The sequence below is a fragment of the Streptomyces sp. NPDC026092 genome (assembly GCF_040638605.1).
Classification (GTDB): Bacteria; Actinomycetota; Actinomycetes; order Streptomycetales; family Streptomycetaceae; genus Streptomyces.
Window position 1 is genome coordinate 255695 of the sequence record NZ_JBEZYN010000002.1, and the last position, 25308, is coordinate 281002.

25 protein-coding genes are annotated in these 25308 nt (G+C 71.8%); 5 read left to right on the forward strand and 20 right to left on the reverse strand.

Annotated features, from left to right (window positions below):
- Positions 1–39: 39 nt before the first annotated feature.
- Entirely contained in the window at positions 40–474 is a 435-nt protein-coding gene (locus AB0F56_RS03790) for a hypothetical protein (protein ID WP_362003569.1), read from the reverse strand.
- 61 nt (positions 475–535) lie between these two features.
- Here AB0F56_RS03790 and AB0F56_RS03795 point away from each other — a divergent pair, with 61 nt between their 5' ends.
- Positions 536–1312, forward strand: coding sequence for an MBL fold metallo-hydrolase (locus AB0F56_RS03795; protein WP_362003571.1), 777 nt, complete (start codon positions 536–538; stop codon positions 1310–1312).
- Here the strand turns inward: AB0F56_RS03795 and AB0F56_RS03800 are convergent.
- Positions 1290–1892, reverse strand: coding sequence for a helix-turn-helix domain-containing protein (locus tag AB0F56_RS03800; protein ID WP_362003573.1), 603 nt, complete (start codon positions 1890–1892; stop codon positions 1290–1292). The two genes, AB0F56_RS03795 and AB0F56_RS03800, sit on opposite strands and share 23 nt — an antisense overlap.
- 112 nt (positions 1893–2004) lie before the next feature.
- Between AB0F56_RS03800 and AB0F56_RS03805 the strand changes: the two genes are divergently transcribed.
- Positions 2005–2919 (forward strand): TIGR03620 family F420-dependent LLM class oxidoreductase, encoded by a 915-nt coding sequence (locus tag AB0F56_RS03805; RefSeq protein ID WP_362003575.1) that lies wholly within the window; start codon positions 2005–2007, stop codon positions 2917–2919.
- Positions 2920–2995: 76 nt separating this feature from the next.
- Here AB0F56_RS03805 and AB0F56_RS03810 read toward each other — a convergent pair whose 3' ends face one another.
- Positions 2996–3874, reverse strand: a complete 879-nt coding sequence (locus AB0F56_RS03810; protein ID WP_362003577.1) for a chlorophyllase — start codon at positions 3872–3874, stop codon at positions 2996–2998.
- A gap of 138 nt (positions 3875–4012) precedes the next feature.
- On the opposite strand from AB0F56_RS03810, the gene AB0F56_RS03815 reads away from it, so the two are divergent.
- Positions 4013–4618, forward strand: a complete 606-nt coding sequence (locus AB0F56_RS03815) for a TetR/AcrR family transcriptional regulator (RefSeq protein WP_362003579.1) — start codon at positions 4013–4015, stop codon at positions 4616–4618.
- A gap of 75 nt (positions 4619–4693) precedes the next feature.
- Here AB0F56_RS03815 and gatB read toward each other — a convergent pair whose 3' ends face one another.
- The 9 genes from gatB to AB0F56_RS03860 all read right to left on the reverse strand — a co-directional run bounded on the left by gatB (position 4694) and on the right by AB0F56_RS03860 (position 15231).
- On the reverse strand, positions 4694–6205 hold the full coding sequence (gene gatB / locus AB0F56_RS03820; protein WP_362003580.1) for an Asp-tRNA(Asn)/Glu-tRNA(Gln) amidotransferase subunit GatB: 1512 nt from the start codon (positions 6203–6205) through the stop codon (positions 4694–4696).
- A gap of 15 nt (positions 6206–6220) precedes the next feature.
- Complete coding sequence (locus AB0F56_RS03825) at positions 6221–6454, reverse strand: hypothetical protein (protein ID WP_189513203.1); 234 nt, start codon at positions 6452–6454, stop codon at positions 6221–6223.
- Positions 6455–6459: 5 nt separating this feature from the next.
- Positions 6460–7959: an Asp-tRNA(Asn)/Glu-tRNA(Gln) amidotransferase subunit GatA gene (gene gatA, locus AB0F56_RS03830; RefSeq protein WP_362003582.1), complete on the reverse strand. Its 1500-nt coding sequence runs from the start codon at positions 7957–7959 to the stop codon at positions 6460–6462.
- Between the two features lie 4 nt (positions 7960–7963).
- Complete coding sequence (gatC, locus tag AB0F56_RS03835) at positions 7964–8260, reverse strand: Asp-tRNA(Asn)/Glu-tRNA(Gln) amidotransferase subunit GatC (protein ID WP_015036350.1); 297 nt, start codon at positions 8258–8260, stop codon at positions 7964–7966.
- 97 nt (positions 8261–8357) lie between these two features.
- Positions 8358–10508, reverse strand: a complete 2151-nt coding sequence (locus AB0F56_RS03840) for a bifunctional diguanylate cyclase/phosphodiesterase (protein ID WP_362003584.1) — start codon at positions 10506–10508, stop codon at positions 8358–8360.
- A 237-nt stretch (positions 10509–10745) separates the two neighbouring features.
- Entirely contained in the window at positions 10746–12926 is a 2181-nt protein-coding gene (gene ligA, locus AB0F56_RS03845) for an NAD-dependent DNA ligase LigA (RefSeq protein ID WP_362003586.1), read from the reverse strand.
- 32 nt (positions 12927–12958) lie between these two features.
- Positions 12959–13972 carry a methionine synthase gene (locus tag AB0F56_RS03850; protein WP_362003587.1) on the reverse strand — a complete coding sequence of 338 codons (1014 nt, stop codon included), beginning with the start codon at positions 13970–13972 and terminating at the stop codon, positions 12959–12961.
- A 13-nt stretch (positions 13973–13985) separates the two neighbouring features.
- Positions 13986–14684 carry an SDR family oxidoreductase gene (locus AB0F56_RS03855; protein ID WP_362003589.1) on the reverse strand — a complete coding sequence of 233 codons (699 nt, stop codon included), beginning with the start codon at positions 14682–14684 and terminating at the stop codon, positions 13986–13988.
- Positions 14685–14691: 7 nt separating this feature from the next.
- The gene (locus tag AB0F56_RS03860) at positions 14692–15231 is read right to left on the reverse strand and encodes a TIGR00730 family Rossman fold protein (protein ID WP_362003591.1); all 540 of its coding nucleotides are present in this window, start codon (positions 15229–15231) and stop codon (positions 14692–14694) included.
- A 115-nt stretch (positions 15232–15346) separates the two neighbouring features.
- Here AB0F56_RS03860 and AB0F56_RS03865 point away from each other — a divergent pair, with 115 nt between their 5' ends.
- On the forward strand, positions 15347–15919 hold the full coding sequence (locus tag AB0F56_RS03865) for an alpha/beta fold hydrolase (protein WP_362003593.1): 573 nt from the start codon (positions 15347–15349) through the stop codon (positions 15917–15919).
- A 251-nt stretch (positions 15920–16170) separates the two neighbouring features.
- Here the strand turns inward: AB0F56_RS03865 and mnmA are convergent, their stop codons facing one another.
- Complete coding sequence (gene mnmA, locus AB0F56_RS03870; protein WP_362003595.1) at positions 16171–17316, reverse strand: tRNA 2-thiouridine(34) synthase MnmA; 1146 nt, start codon at positions 17314–17316, stop codon at positions 16171–16173.
- Positions 17317–17376: 60 nt separating this feature from the next.
- On the opposite strand from mnmA, the gene AB0F56_RS03875 reads away from it, so the two are divergent.
- Positions 17377–18030 (forward strand): N-acetylmuramoyl-L-alanine amidase, encoded by a 654-nt coding sequence (locus AB0F56_RS03875; RefSeq protein WP_362003597.1) that lies wholly within the window; start codon positions 17377–17379, stop codon positions 18028–18030.
- A 12-nt stretch (positions 18031–18042) separates the two neighbouring features.
- Here AB0F56_RS03875 and AB0F56_RS03880 read toward each other — a convergent pair whose 3' ends face one another.
- From AB0F56_RS03880 to AB0F56_RS03910, 7 genes are all read right to left on the reverse strand, one after another.
- Positions 18043–19206 carry a cysteine desulfurase family protein gene (locus AB0F56_RS03880; RefSeq protein ID WP_362003599.1) on the reverse strand — a complete coding sequence of 388 codons (1164 nt, stop codon included), beginning with the start codon at positions 19204–19206 and terminating at the stop codon, positions 18043–18045.
- 93 nt (positions 19207–19299) lie between these two features.
- Positions 19300–20301: a WYL domain-containing protein gene (locus AB0F56_RS03885; RefSeq protein WP_362003600.1), complete on the reverse strand. Its 1002-nt coding sequence runs from the start codon at positions 20299–20301 to the stop codon at positions 19300–19302.
- A gap of 41 nt (positions 20302–20342) precedes the next feature.
- Entirely contained in the window at positions 20343–21179 is an 837-nt protein-coding gene (locus AB0F56_RS03890) for a thioesterase family protein (RefSeq protein WP_362004033.1), read from the reverse strand.
- A gap of 44 nt (positions 21180–21223) precedes the next feature.
- Positions 21224–21901: a trimeric intracellular cation channel family protein gene (locus AB0F56_RS03895; RefSeq protein WP_362003601.1), complete on the reverse strand. Its 678-nt coding sequence runs from the start codon at positions 21899–21901 to the stop codon at positions 21224–21226.
- Positions 21902–22016: 115 nt separating this feature from the next.
- Entirely contained in the window at positions 22017–23150 is a 1134-nt protein-coding gene (locus tag AB0F56_RS03900) for a dipeptide ABC transporter ATP-binding protein (protein ID WP_362003603.1), read from the reverse strand.
- A gap of 11 nt (positions 23151–23161) precedes the next feature.
- A complete protein-coding gene (locus tag AB0F56_RS03905; RefSeq protein WP_362003604.1) occupies positions 23162–24265 on the reverse strand; it encodes an ABC transporter ATP-binding protein in 1104 nt (367 codons plus the stop codon).
- Positions 24262–25260: an ABC transporter permease gene (locus tag AB0F56_RS03910; protein WP_362003606.1), complete on the reverse strand. Its 999-nt coding sequence runs from the start codon at positions 25258–25260 to the stop codon at positions 24262–24264. Before AB0F56_RS03910 ends, AB0F56_RS03905 begins: the two co-directional genes overlap by 4 nt.
- Positions 25261–25308: the final 48 nt, after the last annotated feature.

Consider the following 25308-nt stretch of genomic DNA (forward strand, 5'->3'; position numbering starts at 1 on the left):
TTCGGACGCGGTGGTGAACGTCCCCTGCCCGTATTTCGGTCACGCCTCGTCAAAAGCCGGTCGGCGCCCCGCCCGTCGACGTACGAATCCGCGCCACCCGGCGAGCAGGGTGATCCCCGCCCAGCCGACCAGTCCGAGGGCGAGCACCTGGAGCTGCCCGCCCGGGTCGCCCCGGCTGCCGAGCGCGGCCTCGACCGGGTACTCGACGGAGCCGACGAGGACGAACAGCCCCGGGAGGAAGGAGAGGAAGGCCAGCCACCAGGCGCAGTGAAGGAGGCGCAGGACGACGGCATGGGCGCAGCACGCGACGAAACCGATCATGATCGGGATCGCCTCCAGCCCCGATGCCAGGTACGAGACCCCCGCGATGGCCCCGGCGATGATCCAGCCGAGCACCACCACGGCCAGGGTGAACCCGAAATACAGCCCACGGGACATGTCCTGCGACGGCCCGCTCACGTCCACTCCGGTCATCCGGACAGCCTAGAGCGCCGACGGGCCCTCGGCTGTGGATCACACGTTCTACGATCCCAGGATGACTGAGGAGCTGCGCCTTACGGTCCTGGGTTCCGCGACGCCGTACCCCCGTGTCGACAACCCCTGCTCGGGCTACCTGGTGTCGAGCGGTGGCACCCGGATCTGGATGGACGCGGGCAGTGGGACCCTCGGCCCGCTCCAACAGCACGTCCGCCTGGACGACCTGGACGCCGTCTGGATCTCCCACCTGCACGCGGACCACAGCGCGGACCTGCTCACCGCGTACTACGGCCTCCTGTACGCGGACATCCGCCTGGCGGCGCCGATCCCGCTCTACGGCCCGCCCGGCATCGCCGACCGGCTGGCCGGGTTCCTCACCAACACGGCCGGCCGCAGCCCGGTCGAATCCGCCTTCGCCGTGACCGAGTTGTACGACGGACACCGGGCCGACGTCGGCTCGCTGCGGCTGACCAGCCGTGCGGTGGCGCACGGCATCCCGGCCTTCGCCGTCCGCGTCGAGGGAGCGGGAGGGTCGCTGGTGTACTCCGGCGACACCGCGCCGTGCCCGAGCCTGACGGAGTTGGCCGAGGGCTGCGACGCGCTGCTGTGCGAGGCGGAGAGCCCGGAGCCACCGGCCGAGGGCGAACAGGTGCACCACACCCCGGAGGACGCCGGCGACACGGCCCGCGCGGCCGGCGCGGGCCGGCTGCTCGTCACGCACGTCGGACGGTTCCTCACCCCGGAGGAGGCGGTGACCCGCGCCTCGGCCCGCTTCGACGGCCCGGTCGACTACGCGTCCCCGGGCACCACGTTCACCGTGCGCCCGAGGACCTGACCACGTCCGGGAGCGGGGCCGAACGACGTGGTACCGCCTGCGTGGCATCCAGCACCAGGGCCAGCAACCGGTCGGGCTGCCCGGCGTCTTCGGGGCGCGCGGTGGACAGCGCGATGCCGATGACGAGTTGGAGGAGGTCGTCGGCGGTGAGGTCGGTGCGAGCCGTTCCCTGCCGCTGAGCCCGTGTGAGCAGACCGGCCGCCGCGCCGAGGATGCGTCGGTGGCAGTCGAGGCCCAGCTCCCCGGCCGATCCCACCATCAGGGCACTTCCGATGCCCTGGCTCACACGCGCGTGGGCCAGGAAGGCCCGCAGCCACTGCGCCAGGGCTTCGTCGGCGCTCTCCGAGGCGAGCAAGTCTTCCGCATGCGCGCACAACGCCTCGATCCGGTCCCTCAGCACCGCGGCCAGCAAAGCTGTTCGGTTCGGGAAGTGGCGGTAGAGGGTCCCGGGGCCCACCCCCGCACGGGAGGCGATCTCGTTGAGGGACGCTCCGGGGCCGGCTTCTGCGAACACTTCCCGCGCCGTCGCCAACAGACGTTCCCGATTGAGACGGGCGTCCGTGCGCTGCGTGGTCGTCATCGTCCTGCCCTTCGGTCAACTCCCGGGATGGCCAACCGGAGAGGTTCTCCGTATCGTAGCGGCAGCCACGAAAACGGAGAACCTCTCCGGAATGCCTTCCCAAGGAGTACTGATGACTGACGACGCACGGACCGGGCTCGGCCGGGTCGGGATATGGACCTTCGCCTACGACGGGCAACCCGCCGGACGCGTGCGTGAATCGGCGGCGGAGCTGGAGGAACTCGGTTACGGTGCCATCTGGTACGGAGAGGCGTTCGGCCGCGACTCGGTGGGCCAGGCGTGGTTACTCCTGTCGGCGACCCGCCGGATCACCGTCGCGTCCGGCATCGCCAACATCGCCTTCCGCGACGCGATCGCCACCGCCGCCGCAGCACGTACGCTCGGCGAGGCCTTCCCCGGACGCTACGTACTCGGCCTCGGCGGGCACAGGGTCGACGACACCGTTCATCACGTGGACGGCTATCCCGTCCCGGCCCGCGGCAGGGCGCTCACCACGATGCGCGCCTACCTCGAAGCCATGGACGCCACACCCGCCCACGGCCCCGTACCGGACCCGGCTCCACGCCGTGTCCTCGCGGCCCTCGGGCCGAAGATGCTCGCACTGGCCGCCGAACGCACCTGGGGCGCGCACCCCTACTTCGTGCCCGTCGAACACACCGCGCAGGCCCGGACGATCATGGGGCCGGACGCGTTTCTCGGGGTCGAGCAGGCCGTCGTCCTGGACACCGACCTCGCCCGGGCCCGGGAGGTGGCCACGGCACACGTCGCCGGCTATCTCGCAGCGGCGCCGCACCAGCAGGCGAACGTCCGAAGGCTCGGTTTCGGTGACGAGGACGTCGGCGGCGACCCGAGTCGCCGCCTGGTGGACGCGATCGTCGCGTACGGAGACACAGAGGCGATCCGCCGCCGCGTTCAGCAGCACCTCGACGCCGGGGCCGACCACGTCTGCCTGCAAGTGCTGGGCGCGGACCCGACCACACTGCCGGAACGAGAGTGGCGGGAACTCGCTTCAGCCCTGGTTCCCTGACGACGCGTGCCCTCCCCAAGCCGCAGTCCGTCCCCCTCGCACCAGCGCTCCTTTCCCGTTACTGGCGCCTGGTCGGCTACTTGCTCCGTACGTTCCCCAGCGGGCCGAGGTCCTCCTCCAGCGGGGCCCCACGGAGGAACGCCGTCGTGACCCGCTGGATCAGCCGCACCCGCGCGGGGTTCTCGTCGGTCGTCTCGGCGACCTCGTAGCCGGGTATGCCGCCGAGCGAGTGCTCGGCGCCGAACAAGGTGAGCAGGGTCTTGGGCCCGGGGCTGCCGGTGTACGCGTCGGTGAACCAGTCCGGTCCGCGGGTCGACAGATGGGACTGGTCCTTGTCACCGGCGACGACCAGGGCCGGCGTGGTCATGGTGGCGAACGACGGCCTCATGAACGGGAGATGCTCCGCCGCCCACGGCGTCAGGTCGTCGCCCAGGCCGGCCGCCGCGAGCAACACGCCCACCTTGACCCGGGGGTCGGACATGTCCTCGCCCGGCACCCCGTCCGCGTCGAGGACACGCGCTCCAAGCAGCGTGCCGACGGTTTGCGCGCCCCAGGAGTGCCCCGCCACCGCCACGCGCTCGCGGTCGACGCGACCCGCCAGGCCCGGGACGGCGGCCTCCAGCGTGTCGAGGCCGTCCAGCACCCGCGTGATGTCCTCGATCCGATGGCGCCAGATCCGCGGCGTACGCGGATCTTCGGCCGGAATGCCGAGCGTCCTGGAGTCGAGGTGGGTCGGCTGGACGACCACGAAGCCGTGCGCCGCCCAGTGGTCCGCCAGCGGGGCATAGCCGTCCATCGACCAGCCGAAGCCGTGCGAGAAGACGACGACGGGCAGGTCGCCGCCGGTCGCGGGGGCGGAGACGCGGACCTGGAGGTCCCCGCCCCGGCCACTTGGGGCGGGCAGGACGATCGGCCTCGCCGATACGACCGTGGCCATCGAGGTGTCGTCGGACATGGAGGTGCCTTCCGTCGTCGGCGCACGCTCACGCGTGCGATCTGCCATCATGAATGAAACGGAACATCGCTCCGTTAACGATACGGAACACTGTTCCGTTTCACAAGACCCGTGTGTGGTTGTGGAAGGAGTGCCGCGGTGAGCGAAAACGTCCCGGCCCCGGGAAGTTCGGCCCGGTCCAAGCGCAAGGACGCCCAGCGCAACCAGCAGACCCTGCTGGAGGCGGCGGCCGCGGCCTTCGTCGCCTCGGGTGTCGACGCGCCGGTGCGCGACATCGCGGCCCGCGCGGGCGTCGGGATGGGCACGATCTACCGGCACTTCCCCACCCGCGCCGACCTCGTCATCGCCGTCTACCGCCACCAGGTCGACGCCTGCGCCGAAGCCGGTCCCGGACTGCTGGCCGACAGCCCGACGCCACACGCGGCCCTGACCCAGTGGGTCGACCAGTTCGTGGACTTCCTGGTCACCAAGCACGGCCTGGCCGCCGCCATGCAGGGCGACGGCCCCGGCTTCGAGGCCCTGCACGCCTACTTCCTCGAGCGGCTCGTGCCGGTCTGCGACCAACTCCTCGACGCCGCCGTCGCCTCCGGCGAGATCCGCGCCGACCTCGACCTCGACGCGTACCAACTCATGCGCGGCATCGGCAACCTCTGCATCGGCGCCGAGAGCGACCCCCGCTACGACGCCCGCCGCCTCGTCACCGTCCTCGTCGCCGGGCTGCGCCAGGCGCAGCCGACTGGTTGAGACGCAAAAGAGCGGCGCCCCGAGTCCAGTGGACCCGGGGCGCCGCCCTCGTACGCGTACGAGACAACCAGTCGATCAGCCCTCGCTGACGCCCAGCTTCTCCAGGATCAGGTCCTTCACGCGCGCCGCGTCCGCCTGGCCGCGGGTGGCCTTCATGACCGCGCCGACCAGGGCGCCGACCGCCGCGACCTTGCCGCCGCGGATCTTGTCGGCGATGCCCGCGTTGGCCGCGATGGCCTCGTCGACCGCCGTGCCGAGCGCGCCCTCGTCGGAGACGACCTTCAGGCCGCGCTTCTCGACGACCTCGTCCGGGCCGCCCTCGCCGGCCAGCACGCCCTCGATGACCTGGCGGGCCAGCTTGTCGGTGAGGTCACCGGAGGCGACCAGCTCGGTCACCCGGGCGACCTGCGCCGGGGTGATCGGCAGCTCGTCCAGGGCAGTGCCCGACTCGTTGGCGGAGCGGGCCAGTTCGCCCATCCACCACTTGCGCGCCTGGTCCGACGGGGCGCCGGCGTCCGTGGTCGCGACGATCAGGTCGACCGCGCCCGCGTTGAGGATGGACTGCATGTCGTGCTCCGACACGCCCCACTCCTCGCGGAGCCGGTTGCGGCGCACGCGCGGCAGCTCGGGCAGCTCGCCGCGCAGCTCCTCGACCCACGCACGGGCCGGGGCGACGGGGACGAGGTCGGGCTCCGGGAAGTACCGGTAGTCCTCGGCGTTGTCCTTGATCCGGCCCGAGGTGGTGGAGCCGTCTTCCTCGTGGAAGTGCCGGGTCTCCTGCACGATCGTGCCGCCGGAGGTCAGCACGGCCGCGTGGCGCTGGATCTCGAAGCGCGCCGCCCGCTCCACCGAACGGAGCGAGTTGACGTTCTTCGTCTCCGAGCGGGTGCCGAAGGTCTGCGTGCCGTTGGGGCGCAGCGACAGGTTCACGTCGCAGCGCATCTGGCCCTTGTCCATGCGCGCCTCGGAGACGCCCAGGGCGCGGATCAGCTCGCGCAGCTCGGCGACGTACGCCTTGGCGACCTCGGGGGCCCGCTCGCCCGCGCCCTCGATGGGCTTGGTGACGATCTCGATGAGCGGGATGCCGGCGCGGTTGTAGTCCAGCAGGGAGTGGGACGCGCCGTGGATACGGCCGGTGGCGCCGCCGACGTGCAGCGACTTGCCGGTGTCCTCCTCCATGTGGGCGCGCTCGATCTCCACGCGGAAGATCTCCCCGTCCTCCAGCTGGACGTCCAGATAGCCGTTGAAGGCGATCGGCTCGTCGTACTGCGAGGTCTGGAAGTTCTTCGGCATGTCCGGATAGAAGTAGTTCTTCCGGGCGAAGCGGCACCACTCGGCGATCTCGCAGTTCAGCGCGAGACCGATCTTCACGGCCGACTCGACGCCGATCGCGTTGACGACCGGGAGCGAGCCGGGCAGACCGAGACAGGTGGGGCAGGTCTGCGAGTTGGGCTCGGCGCCCAGCTCGGTCGAACAACCGCAGAACATCTTGGTCTTCGTACCGAGTTCGACATGGACCTCCAGGCCCATGACGGGGTCGTACGCGGCCAGCGCGGCTTCGTACGACAGCAGTTCAGTGACAGTCACGGTGGAACTTCCCTCTCAGCCCAGCAGGACGTCGTCGTCGCCGAGGCGCTTCAGCTCGCGGTAAAGGATCGCGAGGCCGGTGACGATGGCGGCGGCGGACACGGCGGAGTCGATCAGCCGCAGCATGTCGTTGTCATTGCGGGCCATCTTGGCCTGCTTCGCGACGCTGATGGCACCGAACGCGGTGGTCGCAAGCGAGACGTAGACGCCGGTCTTCGACTTCTTGAAGTTCTTGGCCTTCTTTGCCATGGCACTCACAGCGACGGAGCCTCCTCAAGCAGCGGGTGACCCCACTTTTCCACGAAGGCGGCCTCGACGGCGGCTCCGACCTTGTACAGCCGGTCGTCCTTCATGGCAGGGGCGATGATCTGCAGGCCGACCGGCAGGCCGTCCTCCGGCGCGAGGCCGCAGGGCAGCGACATGGCGGCGTTGCCGGCCAGGTTGGTCGGGATGGTGCACAGGTCCGCGAGGTACATCGCCATCGGGTCGTCGGCGCGCTCGCCGATCGGGAAGGCGGTGGTGGGGGTCGTCGGGGAGACGATCACGTCCACCTGCTCGAAGGCCTGCTCGAACTCGCGGGTGATGAGCGTGCGGACCTTCTGCGCCGAGCCGTAGTACGCGTCGTAGTAGCCGGAGCTGAGCGCGTACGTACCGAGGATGATGCGGCGCTTGACCTCGTCGCCGAAGCCGGCCTCACGGGTGAGGGCGGTGACGTCCTCGGCCGACCGGGTGCCGTCGTCGCCGACGCGCAGGCCGTAGCGCATGGCGTCGAAGCGGGCCAGGTTGGAGGAGCACTCGGACGGCGCGATCAGGTAGTACGCCGACAGGGCGAGGTCGAAGGTCGGGCAGTCCAGCTCGACGATCTCGGCGCCCAGCTCCTTGAGGAGCTCGACGGACTCGTCGAAGCGCTGCACGACACCGGCCTGGTAGCCCTCGCCGCGGAACTGCTTGACGACACCGACGCGCATGCCGGCGACGGAGCCGTTGCGGGCGGCCTCGACGACCTGCGGGACCGGGGCGTCGATGGAGGTCGAGTCCAGCGGGTCGTGCCCGGCGATGGCCTCGTGCAGCAGGGCCGCGTCCAGGACCGTACGGGCGCAGGGGCCGCCCTGGTCGAGGGAGGAGGAGAAGGCCACCATGCCGAAGCGGGAGACGCCGCCGTAGGTCGGCTTGACGCCGACGGTGCCGGTGACGGCGGCGGGCTGGCGGATCGAGCCGCCGGTGTCCGTGCCGATGGCGAGCGGGGCCTCGTACGCGGCGAGGGCGGCGGAGGAGCCACCGCCGGAGCCGCCGGGGATCCGGGTGAGGTCCCAGGGGTTGCCGGTGGGGCCGTAGGCGCTGTTCTCGGTGGAGGACCCCATGGCGAACTCGTCCATGTTGGTCTTGCCGAGGATGACGACGTCGGCGGCCTTCAGGTTCTTGACCAGGGTCGCGTCGTACGGCGGGATCCAGCCTTCGAGGATCTTCGAACCGACGGTCGTCGGCATGCCGGACGTGGTGAAGATGTCCTTCAGCGCGAGCGGGACACCGGCGAGCGGGCCGAGCTTCTCGCCCTTGGCGCGCTTCTCGTCCACGGCGCGGGCCTGGGCGAGGGCGCCCTCGCGGTCGACGTGCAGGAAGGCGTGGACCTTCTCGTCGACGGCCTCGATCCGGGCCAGGTGGGCCTCGGTCACCTCGACGGCGGTGAGCTCGCCGGAGGCGATCTTCGCGGCGATCTCGGCGGCCGTGAGCTTGATGATGGTGCTGTCCGTCATGTGATTAGTCCTCCCCCAGGATCTGCGGCACCTTGAAACGCTGCTGCTCCTGGGCCGGGGCGCCGGAGAGCGCCTGCTCGGGGGTGAGCGACGGACGGACCTCGTCCGCGCGCATGACGTTCGTCAGCGGCAGCGGGTGGGAGGTCGGCGGTACGTCTTGGTCGGCGACCTCGGAGACGCGGGCGACCGCGCCGATGATGTCGTCGAGCTGACCGGCGAAGTGATCGAGCTCTTCGCCCTTCAGCTCCAGACGCGCCAGCCGTGCGAGGTGGGCGACCTCCTCGCGCGTGATGCCAGGCATGCGATCCTCACGGGGTGAGTTTGATGGTGTTGGCCCAATCCTATGGGGCCCGCACCGCCACCCGTGAAACGGTTCGTCCGCGGCACTCGCGCGGGGGCTACTGCACCACCTGGCCCGAGGGGTGGTCGAGGTCCACGGGCGAGGCCGTCTCGGCGGCCTCCAGGGCCCGGAGCTCGGCGGCCTCCTCGGAGGGGCGGCGCCAGCCGTGCTCGCCGCGGGCGCGCAGCCAGGCGGTCGTCTCGGCGGGCGGCATCGCGGCGGCGACCAGCCAGCCCTGGACGGCGTCGCAGCCCAGGTCCCGCAGCCGCTCCCAGGTCTCGTCGTCCTCGACGCCCTCGGCGACCACGAGCAGGCCGAGCGAGTGGGCGAGGTCCAGGGTGCAGCGGACGATCTCGGCGTCCTCCGCGTCGACGGCGAGCCGGGCGACGAAGGAGCGGTCGATCTTCAGCTCGCTCACCGGGAGGCGGCGCAGGTGGACGAGGGAGGAGTAGCCGGTGCCGAAGTCGTCCAGGGACATCTTCACGCCGTGGCCGGTCAGGCCGGCCATGGTGTCGGCGGCGCGCTGCGGGTCCTCCAGGAGCACGTGCTCGGTTATCTCCAGCTGGAGCGCCCCGGCCGGGACGCCGTGGCGGGCCAGACGGGCGGCGACGGCGCCCGCGAAGCCGGGGGTGTGGACGTCGCGGGGCGAGACGTTGACGGCCACAGGAACGTTCAACCCCTGGGCCCGCCACCGGGCCACCTGCGCGAGCGCGGTCTCCAGGACGTACTCGGTGAGGTGCGGCATCAGGCCGGAGGACTCGGCGATGGCGATGAACTCGTCCGGAGGGACCCGGCCGCGCTCCGGGTGCACCCAGCGGACCAGGGCCTCCAGGCCGGCGACCTGGCCGTCGAAGCGGACCTTGGGCTGGTAGTGCAGCTCGACCTCGCCGGCGTCCAGGGCGCGGCGCAGGTCGCCGAGGAGACCGAGCCGGTCGGGGGTGTTGGAGTCGCGCTTCGACTCGTACACTTCGACGCCCGTACGGTCCCGCTTCGCCTGGTACATGGCGACGTCGGCGCGGCGCAGGAGACCCTCGGCGTCGAGCGCGTGGTCGGGGAAGACGGCGACGCCCGCGCTGGCCTCCAGGACGAGGGTGAGCCCGTCGAGGTCGAGCGGCGAGGAGAGTTCGGCGACGAGGTGGCGGGCGACGCGCTGGGCGCTGGTGGTGGAGTCGGCGATGGGGAGCAGGACGGCGAACTCGTCGCCGCCTAGCCGGGCGGCCTCCGCTCCGCGCGGCAGGGCGAGCTTGAGCCGCTCGGCGATCTGGAGGAGCAGCCGGTCTCCCGCGAGGTGCCCGAGGGTGTCGTTGACCGATCGGAAGCGGTCGAGGTCGATCAGGACGAGCGCGGAACGGGCGCCCTCGCCCTCGGCCTGCTCCAGGGCGGTCCAGGCCCGCTCCAGGAGCCACTGGCGGTTCGGCAGGCCGGTGAGCGGGTCCTTCAGCTGCTCCTCGGCGCGGGCGCGGGCGATCCAGAGCGTGGAGTCAAGGGCGATGAGCGGGACGGCGAAGAGCGGAAGCAGCAGCGGCTGGGAGACGGCGACGACGCAGATCAGCGGCGCGATGCCGAGCAGCGCGACGGCGACGAGGCCCTGGCGGAGCAGGGCGGTGCGGGCGACCGTCGGCAGCCCGCCCTGGGGCGAGAGGGAGTACCAGAGGAGCAGCCGGGTCACCACGAGGTAGGTGCCGGCGGCAAGGGCGACCTCGGGGATGTCGGAGATCCCCCAGGCGGGGGGCTGCCAGGGGTTCTCGACGGTCGGTACGTCTCCGAAGGCGGCGAGGACCAGGGCGGCCGCGCCGACGCCGAGGACGTCCACGGAGCCGTGCAGGAGGCCCTGGCGCCAGCGGTGGCGGCGGGCGGCGCCGACGAGGACGACGACGGCCATGGAGACGAGTCCGGCGGGCACCCAGCCGTACAGGAGCAGGACGGCGAGGGTGAGGGCGGCGCCGGAGCCGGTACCGCCCCACCAGCGGTCCCGGCCGAGGGCCACGAGGTGTCCGACGATGAGTCCGGTGAGGACGGCGAGGGACCAGCCCTCGGCGCCGCCGGGGAAGAGCCCGTGGCCGGAGCTCACGGCCCGGTAGATCCCGCTGGCGAGCACGACGGCGGCGAGACCGACCACGACGCCGGGGAGCCCGGAGGTGATCGCCACGCAGGCCGCGCGGCCGCGCGCCCGCGAGAGCGGGGCGGCGGCACTCTCGGTCGGTTTCATTCCGTCCCTCTCACAGCCGGCGGTGCCGTCGCAACGCGGTGGGCCGTTGTCATGCCGCCACGGCCGGCAGAGCCCACTCGGCCGCGCGACAGACGCACGGTCTCAACAGTAGGCCGCGGAGGGCTCCGACGGGCAGCGCTCTCCATCTCTTGCCCGAATGCGACCTGCCCACCCGTAACGATCTGGTATGCGCCGAACGGGTGACGCCGACAGGGCTTCCCGTCGGCGTCACCCGGGCTACGCCTCGGCCGGGACGGCCGCCTCCCGAGCGGCTTCGGGCCCCTGTTCGAGCAGGACGGCAAAGCCGTCCTCGTCCAGAACCGGAACCTTCAGCTGCATCGCCTTGTCGTACTTGGATCCGGGGTTCTCGCCCACGACGACGAAGTCGGTCTTCTTCGAAACGGAACCTGTCACCTTCGCACCGCGGCTCTGGAGCGACTCTTTTGCGCCATCCCTGGTGAAGTTCTGCAGCGTGCCGGTGACGACGACCGTGAGCCCCTCCAGCGGACGCGGCCCCTCGTCCTCGCCCGCGCCCTCGTCCTCGAGGAGCACCCCGGCGGCGCGCCACTTGCGCACGATCTCGCGGTGCCACTCCTCGGAGAACCAGTCCTTCACGGCGGCGGCGATGATCCCGCCGACCCCGTCGACGTCGGCGAGCTCCTGTTCGGTCGCCTGCTCGATCCGCTCCAGGGAGCGGAATTCGCGGGCGAGCGCCTGGGCGGCGACCGGGCCCACGTGCCGGATCGAGAGCCCGTTGAGGAACCGGGCCAGCGGACGGGTCTTGGCCGCCTCGATGTTGGCCAGCATGGCAAGCGCGTTCTTCTTCGGCTCGCCCTTCTGGTTGGCGAAGACCGTGACGACCTTCTCCTCGCCGGTCTTCGGGTCCCGCTTGGGCAGCCCGCTGTCCGGGTCGAGGACGTACGCCTTGATCGGCAGCAGCCGCTCGATGGTGAGGTCGAAGAGATCGCCCTCGTCGAGAAGCGGAGGCTCGGACGGCTCCAGCGGGCGGGTGAGCGCGGCGGCGGCCACCGAGCCGAAGTTCTCGATGTCCAGGCACTCGCGGCCGGCCAGATAGAAGAGCCGCTCCCGCAGCTGGGCGGGGCACGTCCGCGCGTTCGGGCAGCGCAGATCGATGTCGCCCTCCTTCATGGCCCGCAGCGGCGTCCCGCACTCGGGGCACTCGGCGGGCATCACGAACTCCCGCTCGGTGCCGTCCCGCAGGTCGGCGACCGGGCCGAGGATCTCCGGGATGACGTCACCGGCCTTGCGCAGCACGACCGTGTCGCCGATGAGCACGCCCTTGGCCTTCACGACCTCCTGGTTGTGGAGGGTGGCGAACTCGACCTCGGACCCGGCCACCGTCACCGGCTCGACCTGCGCGTACGGCGTGACCCGGCCGGTCCGGCCGACGCCGACCTTGATGTCGACGAGCTTGGTGTTGACCTCCTCCGGCGCGTACTTCCAGGCGATCGCCCAGCGCGGGGCGCGCGCGGTGGAGCCGAGCCGGCCCTGGAGCGGAATCTCGTCCAGCTTCACGACGACCCCGTCGATCTCGTGCTCCACGGAGTGCCGGTTCTCACCGAAGTACGCGATGAACTCCCGTACCGCCTCGAGGGAGTCCACCACCTTGTTGTGCCGGGCGGTCGGCAGGCCCCACTCGCGCAGCAGCTCGTACGCCTCGCTGAGCCGGTCGATGGCGAAGCCCTCACGGGCGCCGATGCCGTGGACGACCATGCGGAGGGGGAGCGTGGCCGTGACCCGCGGGTCCTTCTGCCGCAGCGAACCGGAGGCGGAGTTGCGCGGGTTGGCGTACGGCTGCTCACCGGCCGCCACCCGGCGGGCGTTGAGGTCGGCGAAGGCCTCCATCGGGAAGTAGACCTCGCCCCGGATCTCCACGAGATCGGGGACGCGGTCACCGGACAGCCGCTCCGGAATGCCGTGGATGGTACGGGCGTTGGGCGTGATGTCCTCGCCGGTGACGCCGGTGCCCCGGGTCGCCGCGCGGGTGAGCCGGCCCTTCTCGTACGTCAGGTTGATCGCCAGGCCGTCGACCTTGAGCTCGCACAGGAAGTGGTAGGCGGACGTGCCGACGTCCTTGGCGATCCGCTCGGCCCAGGCCGCGAGCTCGGCGTCGTCGAAGGCGTTGTCCAGCGAGTACATCCGCTCGCGGTGGTCGACCTTCGCCAGGCCCGTCTCGTAGTCCCCGGAGACCTTCTGCGTGGGCGAGTCCGGCGTGCGCAGCTCGGGGTACTCCTCCTCCAGCGCCTCCAGGGCGCGCAGAAGCTTGTCGAACTCGCCGTCGCTGATGACCGGCTGGTCCTTCACGTAGTACCGGAAGCGGTGCTCCTCGACCTGCTCGGCCAGCTCCGCGTGCTGCTCCCGTGCCGCGGCGGGCAGGGCCCCCTGTTCGACTGCCACCGTTACTCGTCCTCCCGTTGCCTCAGACCCCGTCACTCAGGGTTGTCCGCGAGCGATCTCGCCGCCCGGGCACAGTGGGCGAGGGCCGCGCGGGCGTAGGCGGGCGAAGCGCCCGCGAGCCCGCACGTCGGGGTGACCACGACGGACTCGGCGAGAGTCCCCGGATTCAGCCCCAGCCTGCGCCACAGCGTCCTGACACCCATGACGCTACCGCCCGGGTCGGACAATGCCGTGTCGGTGGACGGCACCACGCCCACGAAGAGCTTGGTGCCCGCCTCGACGGCCTCGCCGATCGGCTCCTCGTCACGTTCGGTGAGCAGCCCGAAGTCGAACGAGACGGCGTCGACGCCGGCCCGCCGCAGCAGCCCGAACGGCACGTCGGGGGCGCAGGAGTGGACGACGACCGGGCCGTCGTGGACCGCGATCACCTCGCGCAGGGCGCTCTCGACGACCTGCCGGTCGACGGCCCGGTACGTGCGGTAGCCGCTGGCGGTACGGACGTGGCCGCGCAGGACGGCGGTGAGGGAGGGCTCGTCGAGCTGGAGGGCGATCCTGGCGCCGGGGATCCGCTTGCGGAGCTCGGCGAGGTGGACGCCGAGGCCCTCGGCGAGGGAGCCCACGAGGTCCCGGCAGGCGCCGGGGTCGCCGAGGGCGGCCTCGCCGCCGCGCAGTTCGAGGGCGGCCGCGAGCGTCCAGGGGCCCACGGCCTGGACCTTGAGCGGACCTTCGTAGCCCTGGGTGAACTCCTCCAGGGCGTCGAGGTCCTCGCCGAGCCAGGAGCGGGCGCGCCGGGTGTCCCGGCCGGGCCGGTCGCTGATCCGCCAGCCGCTGGGCTCCACGTGCGCGTAGAGGTCGACGAGCAGCCCGAGGGTGCGGCCGATCATGTCGGCGCCGGGTCCGCGGGCGGGCAGTTCGGCGAGGAAGGGGAAGTCCTCGAAGCTGCCCGTGACGGTCTTGGCGGCTTCCCGGGCGTCACCGCCGGGGAGGGAGCCGACGCCGGTGGCGGGCCCCCAGACGAACGCGTGGGTCTCGCTGGTCTCGGTCACTGTTCCGGCGTCCCTATCGTCCCGGACGGACCGTCAGGTCGTTGATCTCCGCGTCGCGCGGGAGATCGACGGCCGTCAGGATCGCGGTCGCGACCGACTCGGGGTCGATCCAGCGGGAGGGGTCGTACTCCTTGCCCTCCTGGGAGTGGACCTTCGCCTGCATGGGGCTCGCGGTGCGACCCGGGTAGACCGAGGTGACCCGCACCCCGTTGGCGTGCTCCTCGTGGCGCAGGGAGTCGGCGAGGGCCTTCAGGCCGTGCTTGGAGGCGGCGTAGGCGCTCCACTCGGCGTGCGCGTTCAGCCCGGCGCCGGAGTTGACGAAGACCACGTGGCCCTGGGAGACCCGCAGCTGGGGCAGGAAGTGCCGGGTCAGTTCGGCGGGGGCGATCAGGTTGACGTTGAGCTGGTGGCGCCAGGTCTTGGGGGTGAGGTCGCCGACCGGCCCGAGGTCGACCACGCCCGCGATGTGCAGGAGCGTGTCGACCCGTTCGGGCAGGCTCTGGTGCGAGAAGGCCCAGGAGAGCCGGTCGGGGTCGGCGAGGTCGCCGACGAGCGTCCGGGCGCCGGGGAACTCGGCGGCGAGCTCCTTGGCCCGTCCGGCGTCGCGCGCGTGGAGCACGAGGTCGTCCCCGCGCGCGTGGAGCCGGCGGGCGACCGCCGCGCCGATGCCGGAACCCGCCCCGGTGATCACATGAGTAGCCATGGGACCCATGCTCGCATCACCGGGCGCGGACGGACTCCTCCAGGTGGGCGAGAGCGGACACGCCGTCCTCGGCGAAGAAGACCAGGTCGGTGAGGGGAAGGGGGAGGAAGCCCTCGGCCTCCATGCGGTGGAACTGGGCCTTCAGGCCGTCGTAGAACCCGGCCGTGTTCAGCAGGACCACGGGGTTCGTGTGCTTGCCGTGCTTCCGCAGCTCCAGGACCTCGGTGGCCTCGTCGAGGGTGCCGGTGCCGCCGACCATGATCACGATCGCGTCCGACTTGGCCAGAAGCAGGGCCTTGCGCTCGGCGAGGTCCTTGGCGAAGACCATCTGGTCCGCGCCCGGGCGGGCCTTGGCGGCGAGGAAGTCGACGGAGACGCCGACGAGCCGGCCGCCCGCCTCCTGCACCCCGTCCGCGACGACCTTCATCAGACCGGAGTCCGAGCCGCCCCACACGAGGGTGTGGCCCGCCTTGCCGAGGCGCTCGGCGAAGTCGCGGGCGGGGGCGGTGTAGCGCTCGTCGAGGTCGGCGGCGGAGAGGAAGACGCAGATGTTCATGGCGCCCACGGTAACGCGCGCCTGGCGGGTGCCTCCGGACCCCCGCTCTCAAGATTTTCCCGGAATTTCCGTGCCCCACCGATGAGTTCGGCGCAGGGGATCGGTCAGCACTGCCATGGACGAGACGAGCGGCACATGGGGCGGCGTCCGGGGGCGGGTGCGCTCCGCGGACGGGACGACGATCGCGTACGAGCTGCGCGGGGAGGGGACGCCGGTGATCCTGGTGAGCGGCGCCCCGTGCACGGCCGAGAGCGGGCAGCCCCTGGCCGATCTCCTGGCACCCCGGTACGCGATCGTCACGTACGACCGGCGGGAGTCGGGGGTGGAACAGGAGGAGATCGAGGACCTGGCGGCGCTGATCGACGAGGTGGGCGGCAAGGCCTTCGTGCACGGGATCGGGTCCGGCGGGGCGCTCGCGCTCGCGGCGGTGGCCGCCGGGCTGCCGGTGGAGCGGCTCTCGGTCTTCGAGCCGCCGTTCTCGGCGGAGGCGGCCGCGCGGCTCGGGCGGGTCCACGCGCGCGTGCTGGTCGTGGACGGCGGCGCGAGCCCGTCCCGGACGCGCCGGGCGGCCGTGGCGGTCTCGACGGCCCTCCCCCGGGGCCGCCACCGCACCCTGACGGGCCAGACGCACGAGGTGGCCCCGCACGTCCTGGCGCCGGTCCTGGAGGGCTTCTACGAGGAGGAGTAGCGAGGCCGTCCTGGCAAGCCTCAGGCCGTCACAGCGTCTCAGGCCCTAGGGAGTGTCCGGACAGTATGGTCGTCCGCCCGAAGGGCGGGGCTCGCGGCGTCCGGTGCGTGCGATCGCAAGGCGCCGGGATGCCCTCGTAGCGGAGCTACGTGGGCATGTCGGCAACGCAGCGTGGGGGTTCCCCCTGCTCGAAGAGCTTGGGGGAGTGCGTGCCGGGCGTCGCGAGCCAGGCCAGACTTTCCGGACACGACCTAGGCCGTCGCGGGCGTCGTCGCCCGTACCGTCGTCGCGATCGTCGCCGAGCCCACCACGCGCGTGCCGTCGTACAGCACGATCGCCTGCCCCGGGGCCACGCCCCGGACCGGCTCGTCGAAGGTGACCGTCAGCTCGCCGTCCGCCAGGGCGGCCGTGACCGGGGTCTCGCCGCCGTGGGCGCGCAGCTGGGCGGTGTAGCGGCCGGAGCCCTCGGGGGCCGTGCCGCACCAGCGGGGCTTGATCGCGCCCAGGCCGGTGACGTCGAGCGCCTCGACCGGGCCGACCGTGACCGTGTTGCTGACGGGCGAGATGTCCAGGACGTAGCGCGGCTTGCCGTCCGGCGCCGGGTGGCCGATCCGCAGGCCCTTGCGCTGGCCGATGGTGAAGCCGTACGCGCCCTCGTGGGTGCCGACCTTCTCCCCGGACTCGTCGACGATGTCGCCCTCCGCCTTGCCGAGCCGGGAGGCCAGGAAGCCCTGGGTGTCGCCGTCGGCGATGAAGCAGATGTCGTGGCTGTCGGGCTTCTTCGCCACCGCGAGCCCGCGCCGCTCCGCCTCCGCCCGGATCTCGTCCTTGGTGGTGAGGGTGTCGCCGAGCGGGAACATCGCGTGGGCGAGCTGCTTCTCGTCCAGGACACCGAGGACGTACGACTGGTCCTTGGCCATGTCGGAGGCCCGGTGCAGCTCGCGCGTGCCGTCCTCGTTCAGGACGACCGTGGCGTAGTGGCCGGTGCAGACCGCGTCGAAGCCGAGGGCGAGCGCCTTGTCGAGCAGCGCCGCGAACTTGATCTTCTCGTTGCAGCGCAGGCAGGGGTTGGGCGTGCGGCCCGCTTCGTACTCCGCGACGAAGTCGTCCACGACGTCCTCGCGGAAGCGCTCGGCGAGGTCCCAGACGTAGAAGGGGATGCCGATGACGTCGGCGGCCCTGCGGGCGTCCCGGGAGTCCTCGATGGTGCAGCAGCCGCGCGCACCCGTACGGAAGGACTGCGGGTTCGCGGAGAGCGCGAGGTGGACGCCGGTGACGTCGTGCCCGGCTTCGGCGGCCCTGGCGGCGGCGACGGCGGAGTCGACGCCTCCCGACATGGCGGCAAGGACACGGAGGCGGCGCTGGGGGGTCTCGGTCCGCTGGGAAGTCTCAGTCATAGCCCTACCAGGGTACGGGGCCCGGGAACCAGGGTCGCGTGAGTAAGCGTTGTTCTGGACATGGGGAGCGAGAACAAGAAGCGGGGGGTGGGGCGGCGAGCCGTCCTGCTCGGCGGCGGCGCGGCCGTCCTCGGTACGGCGGCGCTGGCCCGCGACGAGCTGGCGCGCGCCTGGTGGCGGCTGCCCGGCACGGAGCAGGCCCGGGTCGAGGGCGAGCTCGACCACAAGGGCGCGGACTGGACGGCGGCGTCCCGGGCGAACTGGCGGCGGGCCGACCGCCCGGCCGACTTCACGATCGACCGGGTCGTGATCCACGTCGTCCAGGGCAGTTACGCGACCGCTCTGAAGGTCTTCAAGAACCCGGGGCACGGCGCCGCCACGCACTACGTCGTCCGCAAGGACGGCCATGTGGCGCAGATGATCCGCGAGCTCGACGTGGCCTTCCACGCCGGGAGCCGGGACATGAACGAGCGGAGCGTCGGCATCGAGCACGAGGGCTTCGTCGACCGCCCGCAGGACTTCACGGCGGCCATGTACGCGTCCTCGGCCCGGCTGACGGCGGGCATCTGCGCGCGCTACGACATACCCGTCGACCGGAAGCACATCATCGGCCACGTCGAGGTCCCGGGCACCGACCACACGGACCCCGGCCCGCACTGGGACTGGGACCGCTACATGAAGCTGGTCCGGGAGGCTTCGAAGAAGCCGGCGTGACCGGAGGGCGAGCTAGACCAGGCCCGCGGTCCTCGCCCGTTCCACCGCCGGCCCGATGGCCTCGGCTACGGCTGCCACGTCCGCTTCGGTGGAGGTGTGGCCGAGGGTGAAGCGGAGGGTTCCGCGGGCGAGGTCCGGGTCGGTGCCGGTGGCGAGCAGGACGTGGCTGGGCTGGGCGACGCCGGCGGTGCAGGCGGAGCCGGTCGAGCACTCGATGTCCTGGGCGTCGAGGAGCAGGAGCAGGGAGTCGCCCTCGCAGCCGGGGAAGGTGAAGTGCGCGTTGGCGGGGAGCCGGTCGTCCGGGTCGCCGCCGAGGATCGCGTCCGGGACCGCGGCGCGGACGGCCGCCACCAGCTTGTCGCGGAGGGCGCCGACCTCGCGCGCGTACTCCTCGCGGCGCTCGGCGGCGAGCCGGCCGGCGACGGCGAACGCGGCGATGGCGGGCGCGTCCAGGGTGCCGGACCGGACGTGGCGCTCCTGGCCGCCGCCGTGCAGCACGGGGACCGGGCTGTACTCACGGCCGAGGAGCAGCGCGCCGATGCCGTAGGGGCCGCCGATCTTGTGACCGGAGACGGTCAGGGCGGCGAGCCCGGAGTCGGCGAAGTCGACCGGGACCTGGCCGAAGGCCTGGACCGCGTCGGAGTGCAGGGGGACGCCGAACTCGCGGGCGACGTCGGCGAGTTCGCGTACCGGCATGATCGTGCCGATCTCGTTGTTCGCCCACATGACGGTGGCAAGCGCGACGGTCTCCGGCTCGCGCGCGATCGCCTCGCGCAGCGCGTCCGGGTGGACCCGGCCGTACCGGTCGACCGGGAGGTACTCGACGGTGGCGCCCTCGTGCGTGGCGAGCCAGTCGACGGCGTCGAGGACGGCGTGGTGCTCGACGGGACTGGCGAGGACGCGGGTGCGGGCCGGGTCGGCGTCGCGGCGGGCCCAGTACAGGCCCTTGACGGCGAGGTTGTCGGCCTCGGTGCCGCCGGAGGTGAAGACGACCTCGCTGGGTCGTGCGCCCAGGGCGGCGGCGAGGGTCTCGCGGGCCTCCTCGACGGTCCGCCGGGCGCGCCGCCCGGCCGCGTGCAGGGAGGAGGCGTTGCCCGTGACGGCGAGGTGGGCGGTCATCGCCTCGATCGCCTCGGGGAGCATCGGCGTGGTCGCGGCGTGGTCGAGGTAAGCCATGATTTCTCGATTCTACGAGGGCGCTCGCGCACGTCTGCCGCCTGGCCTGTCCACGCCACCGCTTCCCGGAGCCTCGCGGGTCCTCCCGGGTCCTCACGCGTCCGGGTAGAGCGCGACGATCTCCGCCGCCGCCCGCGCGAGGAGCGTACGGATCTCCGGCGGGTCCAGGACCTCCAGGCTGCCGCCCATCGCCAGGAGGGGGCGGGTGTCGCCCGGTTGATGGAAGGCGAGTTCGACCTCGGTCCACTCCTCGTCCAGGGCCGGCTCCGAGTCCGAATTCGGGTCCGCATCCGGGGCCGGCCGCCCCGGTGCGGCCGTCAGGCGGTCGCCGTGCAGCCGCAGGAAGCGGTCGAGGCGGTCGCGGTGGACCTGGGCGCGGACCCGGATCTCGGCGGGTCGGGCCTCGACGCGGAGGCGGAGCACCTCCCACACGTCGGCGAGCTCGACCCCGTCCCGGCGCCGGACCGGGTCGTCGAGGAGTTCGGCGAGGTGGACGCGGTCGGCGCGGAAGAGCCGGGGCTCGCCGTCCCGGTCGGCGACCAGGTACCAGACGCCCGCCTTCACGACGAGTCCGTACGGGTCGACCGTGTACGCCTTCGGGGCGGGCGCCCCGCCGCTGCGGTACTGGAGCCGTACACGCCGGTCGGCGAAGACGGCCCGGTTGAGGACGTCGAGGTCCACGGCCGCCTGAGGGGTGCGCATCCAGCGGTCGGGGTCGACGAGGATCCGGCGGCTCGTCAGTTCGGCGGCGGGCCGATGGGGTTCCGGGAGAGCGGCCATGACCTTGCGGAGGGCCGAGCCGAGGGCCCGGTCCAGGCCGAGCGCGGCGTGCGCGCCCTGCGCGGCGAGGACGAACAGGGCGCGGGACTCGTCGGCGGTGAGCCCCGTGACGTCCGTGCGGAAGCCGGGGAGCAGGGTGATGCCGCCGTGCCGGCCGCGTTCGGCGTAGACGGGGACGCCGGACGCGGAGAGCGCCTCGACGTCCCGGTAGATGGTGCGTACGGAGACCTCAAGGCGCTCGGCGAGCTCGGTTGCGGGGACCAGTCCCCGGGTCTGGAGCAGCAGAAGGAGGGAGAGGAGCCGGTCGGACTTCACCGGCTCACGGTAGCCGCAGGCGCGGACACCCCCCAGGGGCCCTAGCCGCGCGGGGCGCGGGCGAGTTGGCGGGACTGGGCGACCAGGCGGTCCGCGCTGTCCCAGACCTCGGCGTCCTCCTCCAGGAAGCCGCCGGCGAGGTTACGGGTGGTGATGGAGACCCGCAGCGGGCCGGGGGCCGGGCGGCAGCGGACGTGGGTCGTCAGCTCGACGGTCGGGGTCCAGCCCTTGAGGCCCAGCTCGAAGGAGGTCGGCGGGAGCGCGTCGACGGTGAGGAGCAGGGAGAGCGCGTCGGGCTCGCGGCCGTCGGCGAGGGCGAACCAGGCGCGCATCTCGCCCTTGCCGGAGGGCGCGCCGATCGCCCAGCCGACGGTGGCCGGGTCGAGCTTGAGGGCGAGGCGGTCGGTGATGGCGCTGGAGCCGGGGATCGGCGGCCGGGGGCCGTCGCCGGTGCCGAAGCACTGCTCGATGGGGGCGAAGGCGGGCGGCGTGGCGGTGGTGCGGACGTCGTCGGTGAGCGCGTCGAGGTCGCCGTAGGAGGCGAGGACCCGGATGCGCTCGACCTCGGTGCCGTCCTCGGCGTACTGGAAGAGGGAGGCCTGGCCGGTGGAGAGGGTGCGGCCGGTGCGGACGGTCTCGGTGCGGATCACCGCCGGGCCGGGCACGGACGGCGTGAGGTAGTGCGCCGAGATCGTGAACGGGTCCGGATGCGGGAGGTGGTCGCCGAGGGCGCGGCCGAGCAGGGCGAGGAGGTAGCCGCCGTTGACGGCGCTGATGATCGTCCAGCCGGCGGAGAGGTCGGCGTCGTACACGCCGGGGGCGCGGAGGGTGACGGCGGTGTCGCGGTCGAACTCGCTGACCGTCGTCGTCTCCGCCATCGTCTCGATGCTCGTGCTCATGGTTCCGACGGTACCGCAGGAGGCTACTGAGCGGTAGCTTTTTCTGGCTCCTCGCGGGCGGAGGACCGGCGGTTCCAGGCGCGGGGCGCGCGCCAGTGGTAGCGCATGGCGAGGAGACGGAGCACGAAGGCCATGAGGACGGCGGCGCCGCTGGTGTACGCGTTGAGGGCCTCGAAGCGGATGCAGAGCACGACCGTCGTGGCGCCGACGATGGCGGGCACGGCGTAGAGGTCGCGGTCCCAGCGGAGGAGGGACGGCACCTCGTTGGCGAGCACGTCGCGCAGGACACCGCCGCCGACGGCGGTCGCGAGACCCAGGGCGGCGGAGGAGGTGAGGCCGAGGCCGTACTCGTACGCCTTGATGGTGCCGGTGACGGCGAAGAGGCCGAGGCCCGCGGCGTCGAAGACGTTGACGGCGGTCTGGGTGCGCTCGACCTCGGGGTGGAGGAAGAAGACGAGCACGGTGGCGACGAGCGGCATGAGGAAGTAGCCGAGATCGGTGAAGGCGGCCGGGGGTACGGCGCCGATGATCAGGTCGCGGAGGAGACCGCCGCCGAGGGCGGTGACCTCGGCGAGGACGGCGATGCCGAAGACGTCGAAGTTCTTGCGGACGGCGAGGAGGGCGCCGGAGATGGCGAAGACGAAGATGCCGACGAGATCGAGGGCGTGCTGTACGTCGGGACTGAACAGATCGTGAACCACGGCGACCATTGTGACGGGTGGGGCGGGGGCCGGCCGCAGGGCCAGGCCGCCCGCATTGGCCGCCGGCATGCGCGAGGCCCCCGCTGCCGGGTGGCGGCGGGGGCCTCGTCGGGTGTCAGGCCTCGTCGCCCTCGGCGGGCTCCGCGGTCGGCTCCGGAGCCGCGGGCTTCGGCTCCGGCTCCGGCTTGGTGATCGTGACCTCCACCGACTCCCGCGCCGCGGGGACCGTCACGCCCTCCGCGTTCTCCGGGTGGTGGCAGGCGACACGCTGGCCCGGGCGGAGTTCCAGGAGCGGGGGCTCGACCGTCTTGCAGAGGTCCGTCGCCTTCCAGCACCGGGTGTGGAAGCGGCAGCCCGGCGGCGGGGCGATCGGGGACGGGACGTCGCCGGTGAGGAGGATGCGGTCGCTCTTCGCGCCCTTGCGGCGGGGGTCCGGGATCGGGACCGCCGACATCAGGGCGCGGGTGTACGGGTGCATCGGGGACTCGTACAGCGACTTGCGGTCCGCCAGCTCCACGATCTTGCCCAGGTACATGACCGCGATCCGGTCCGAGACGTGCCGGATCACCGACAGGTCGTGGGCGATGATCACGTACGTCAGGCCCAGCTCCTCCTGGAGGTCGTCCAGGAGGTTCACCACCTGCGCCTGGATCGAGACGTCCAGCGCCGAGACCGGCTCGTCCGCCACGACCAGCTTGGGCTTGAGGGCGAGCGCCCGCGCGATGCCGATGCGCTGGCGCTGGCCGCCCGAGAACTCGTGCGGGTAGCGGTTGTAGTGCTCCGGGTTCAGGCCGACCAGGCCGAGCAGGCGCTGGACCTCCTTCTTGACCCCGCCCTCGGGCTCCACGCCCTGGAGCTTGAACGGCGCCGAGACGATCGAGCCCACCGTGTGCCGCGGGTTCAGCGAACCGTACGGGTCCTGGAAGATCATCTGGATGTCGCGGCGCAGCGGACGCATCTTGGCCACGCCGAGGTGCGAGACGTCGACGCCCTCGAACTCGACCGTGCCGCCCGTCGGTTCGAGCAGCCGGGTGATCAGCCGGCCCATCGTCGACTTGCCGCAGCCCGACTCGCCGACGACACCGAGCGTCTCGCCCGGGTAGACCTCGAAGTCGATGCCGTCGACCGCCTTGACCGCCCCGACCTGGCGCTGAAGCAGCCCCTTCTTGATCGGGAAGTGCTTCACCAGGCCGTTGACCTTGAGCAGGGGCTCAGTGCTCTTCTTGTCGCTCACGACGTTGTCGCTCACCGCTTTGTCGCTCACAGCTTCGGCGCAATCTCTTCGGTCCAGATCCGGGTCCGCTCCTCGCGCTCCATGTGGCACGCGGAGTAGTGGCGGCTGCCCGTCTCCTTCAGCTCGGGGCGCTCGGTGCGCGTGATGCCGCCCTTGGGCACGTCCGCGTACGGGCAGCGCGGGTTGAAGGCGCAGCCGCTGGGGACGTTGATGAGGCTGGGCGGGTTGCCCTTGACCGGGATCAGGCGTTCGGTCTGCTCGCGGTCGATCCGCGGCATCGAGCCGAGCAGGCCCCAGGTGTAGGGGTGCTGCGGCTCGTAGAAGACCGACTCGGCCGGTCCGCGCTCCACGCACCGGCCGCCGTACATCACGAGGATGTCGTCGGCGACCTCGGCGACGACGCCGAGGTCGTGCGTGATGATGACGACCGCGGAGCCGAACTCCTTCTGCAGGTCCCGGATCAGGTCCAGGATCTGCGCCTGGACCGTGACGTCGAGGGCCGTCGTCGGCTCGTCCGCGATGAGCAGTTCGGGGTTGTTGACCAGCGCCATCGCGATCATCGCGCGCTGGCGCATACCGCCGGAGAACTCGTGCGGGTAGTTCGAGAAGCGCTTGGCCGGCTCGGGGATGCCGACCCGGTCGAGGAGTTCGACGGCCCGCTTCTTCGCGGTCTTCTTGTCGACCGGGTGGTGGACCCGGTACGCCTCCGAGATCTGCGCGCCGACCGTGTAGTACGGGTGCATCGCGGACAGCGGGTCCTGGAAGATCATCGCCATGTCGCGGCCGCGCAGCTTGCGGACCTCTTCGGGGTCGGCCGTGAGCAGCTCGCGGCCGTTCAGCCAGATCTCGCCGGAGATCCGGGCCTTCTGCCGGCCGTACTGGCCGACGGTGTGCAGGCCCATGATGCCGAGCGAGGTCACCGACTTGCCGGAGCCGGACTCGCCCACGATGCCGAGGGTCTTGCCCTTCTCCAGCTGGAAGCTGAGCCCGTCGACGGACTTGACCAGGCCGTCGTCGGTCGGGAAGTGGATCTTCAGGTCGCGGACGTCGAGGAAGGCGTCGGACGGGGCGTTCGAGGCCGCGACCGGTTCACCCAGGGCCGCGCCGGTCTTGGTCAGCTTGTCCGTCATGCGAGCCTCACTCGGGGGTCGATCACCGCGTACAGAAGGTCCACCACGAGGTTGGCGATGACGACACAGGTCGCTGTGATGAGCGTGACCGCCAGAATCAGTGGCAGGTCGCGCTCGGTCACTCCCTTGATGGCCATCCAGCCGAGGCCCTGGAGGTTGAAGGTGCTCTCGGTCAGGATCGCGCCGCCGACGAGAGCACCGAGGTCCATGCCGAAGATGGTCAGGATGGGGGTCATCGTGGAGCGCATGGCGTGCTTTCCGAGCACGACCCGCTCCGGCAGGCCCTTGGCGCGTGCCGTACGGATGTAGTCCTCGCCGAGGACCTCCAGCATGGTGGCGCGGGTGAGTCGCGCGTACATCGCCGCGTACAGGAACGCGAGCGTGACCCAGGGCAGCAGCAGTCCGCCGAACCAGCTGCCGAAGGACTCGCTGATGGGCGTGTACGAGGCGTTGAGCCAGCCCAGTTGGGTGCGGAAGACGAACATCGACAGCATGCCCGTGAAGAAGATGGGGAGCGAGACGCCGGCGAGCGCGGTGATCATCGCGGTCCGGTCGACGACCGTGCCCCGCTTCAGCGCGGAGATCACACCCGTGGTGACGCCCATCAGCAGCCACAGCGCGGCGGCTCCGACGACCATGGAGAGGGTCACGGGGAACGCGTCGACCAGCATCGTCGAGACGTCCTGCTCGGTACGGAACGAGTAGCCGAAGCAGGGTGCCTCGCAGTGGATGGTGCTGCCACCGCCGGTGTAGTCACGTCCGACGAAGATGCCGGAGACGAAGTGCCAGAACTGCACCAGGATCGGCTCGTCCAGGCCCAGCTTCTGCCGGACAGCTTCGATGGAAGCCGGATCCGCCTGCTTGCCGACGAACATCGCGGCAGGGTCGCTGCCGGTCATCTTGGGGATGAGGAAGAAGATGCTGAGCGTCGTCAGGGTGACGACCATCAGCATCACTACGACGGCGAACAACCGTCGGACGAGATATGCAAGCATGCGGTCGGCCGACCGGCGGCCGGGGATCCCGATCGGGTCCCCCGGCCG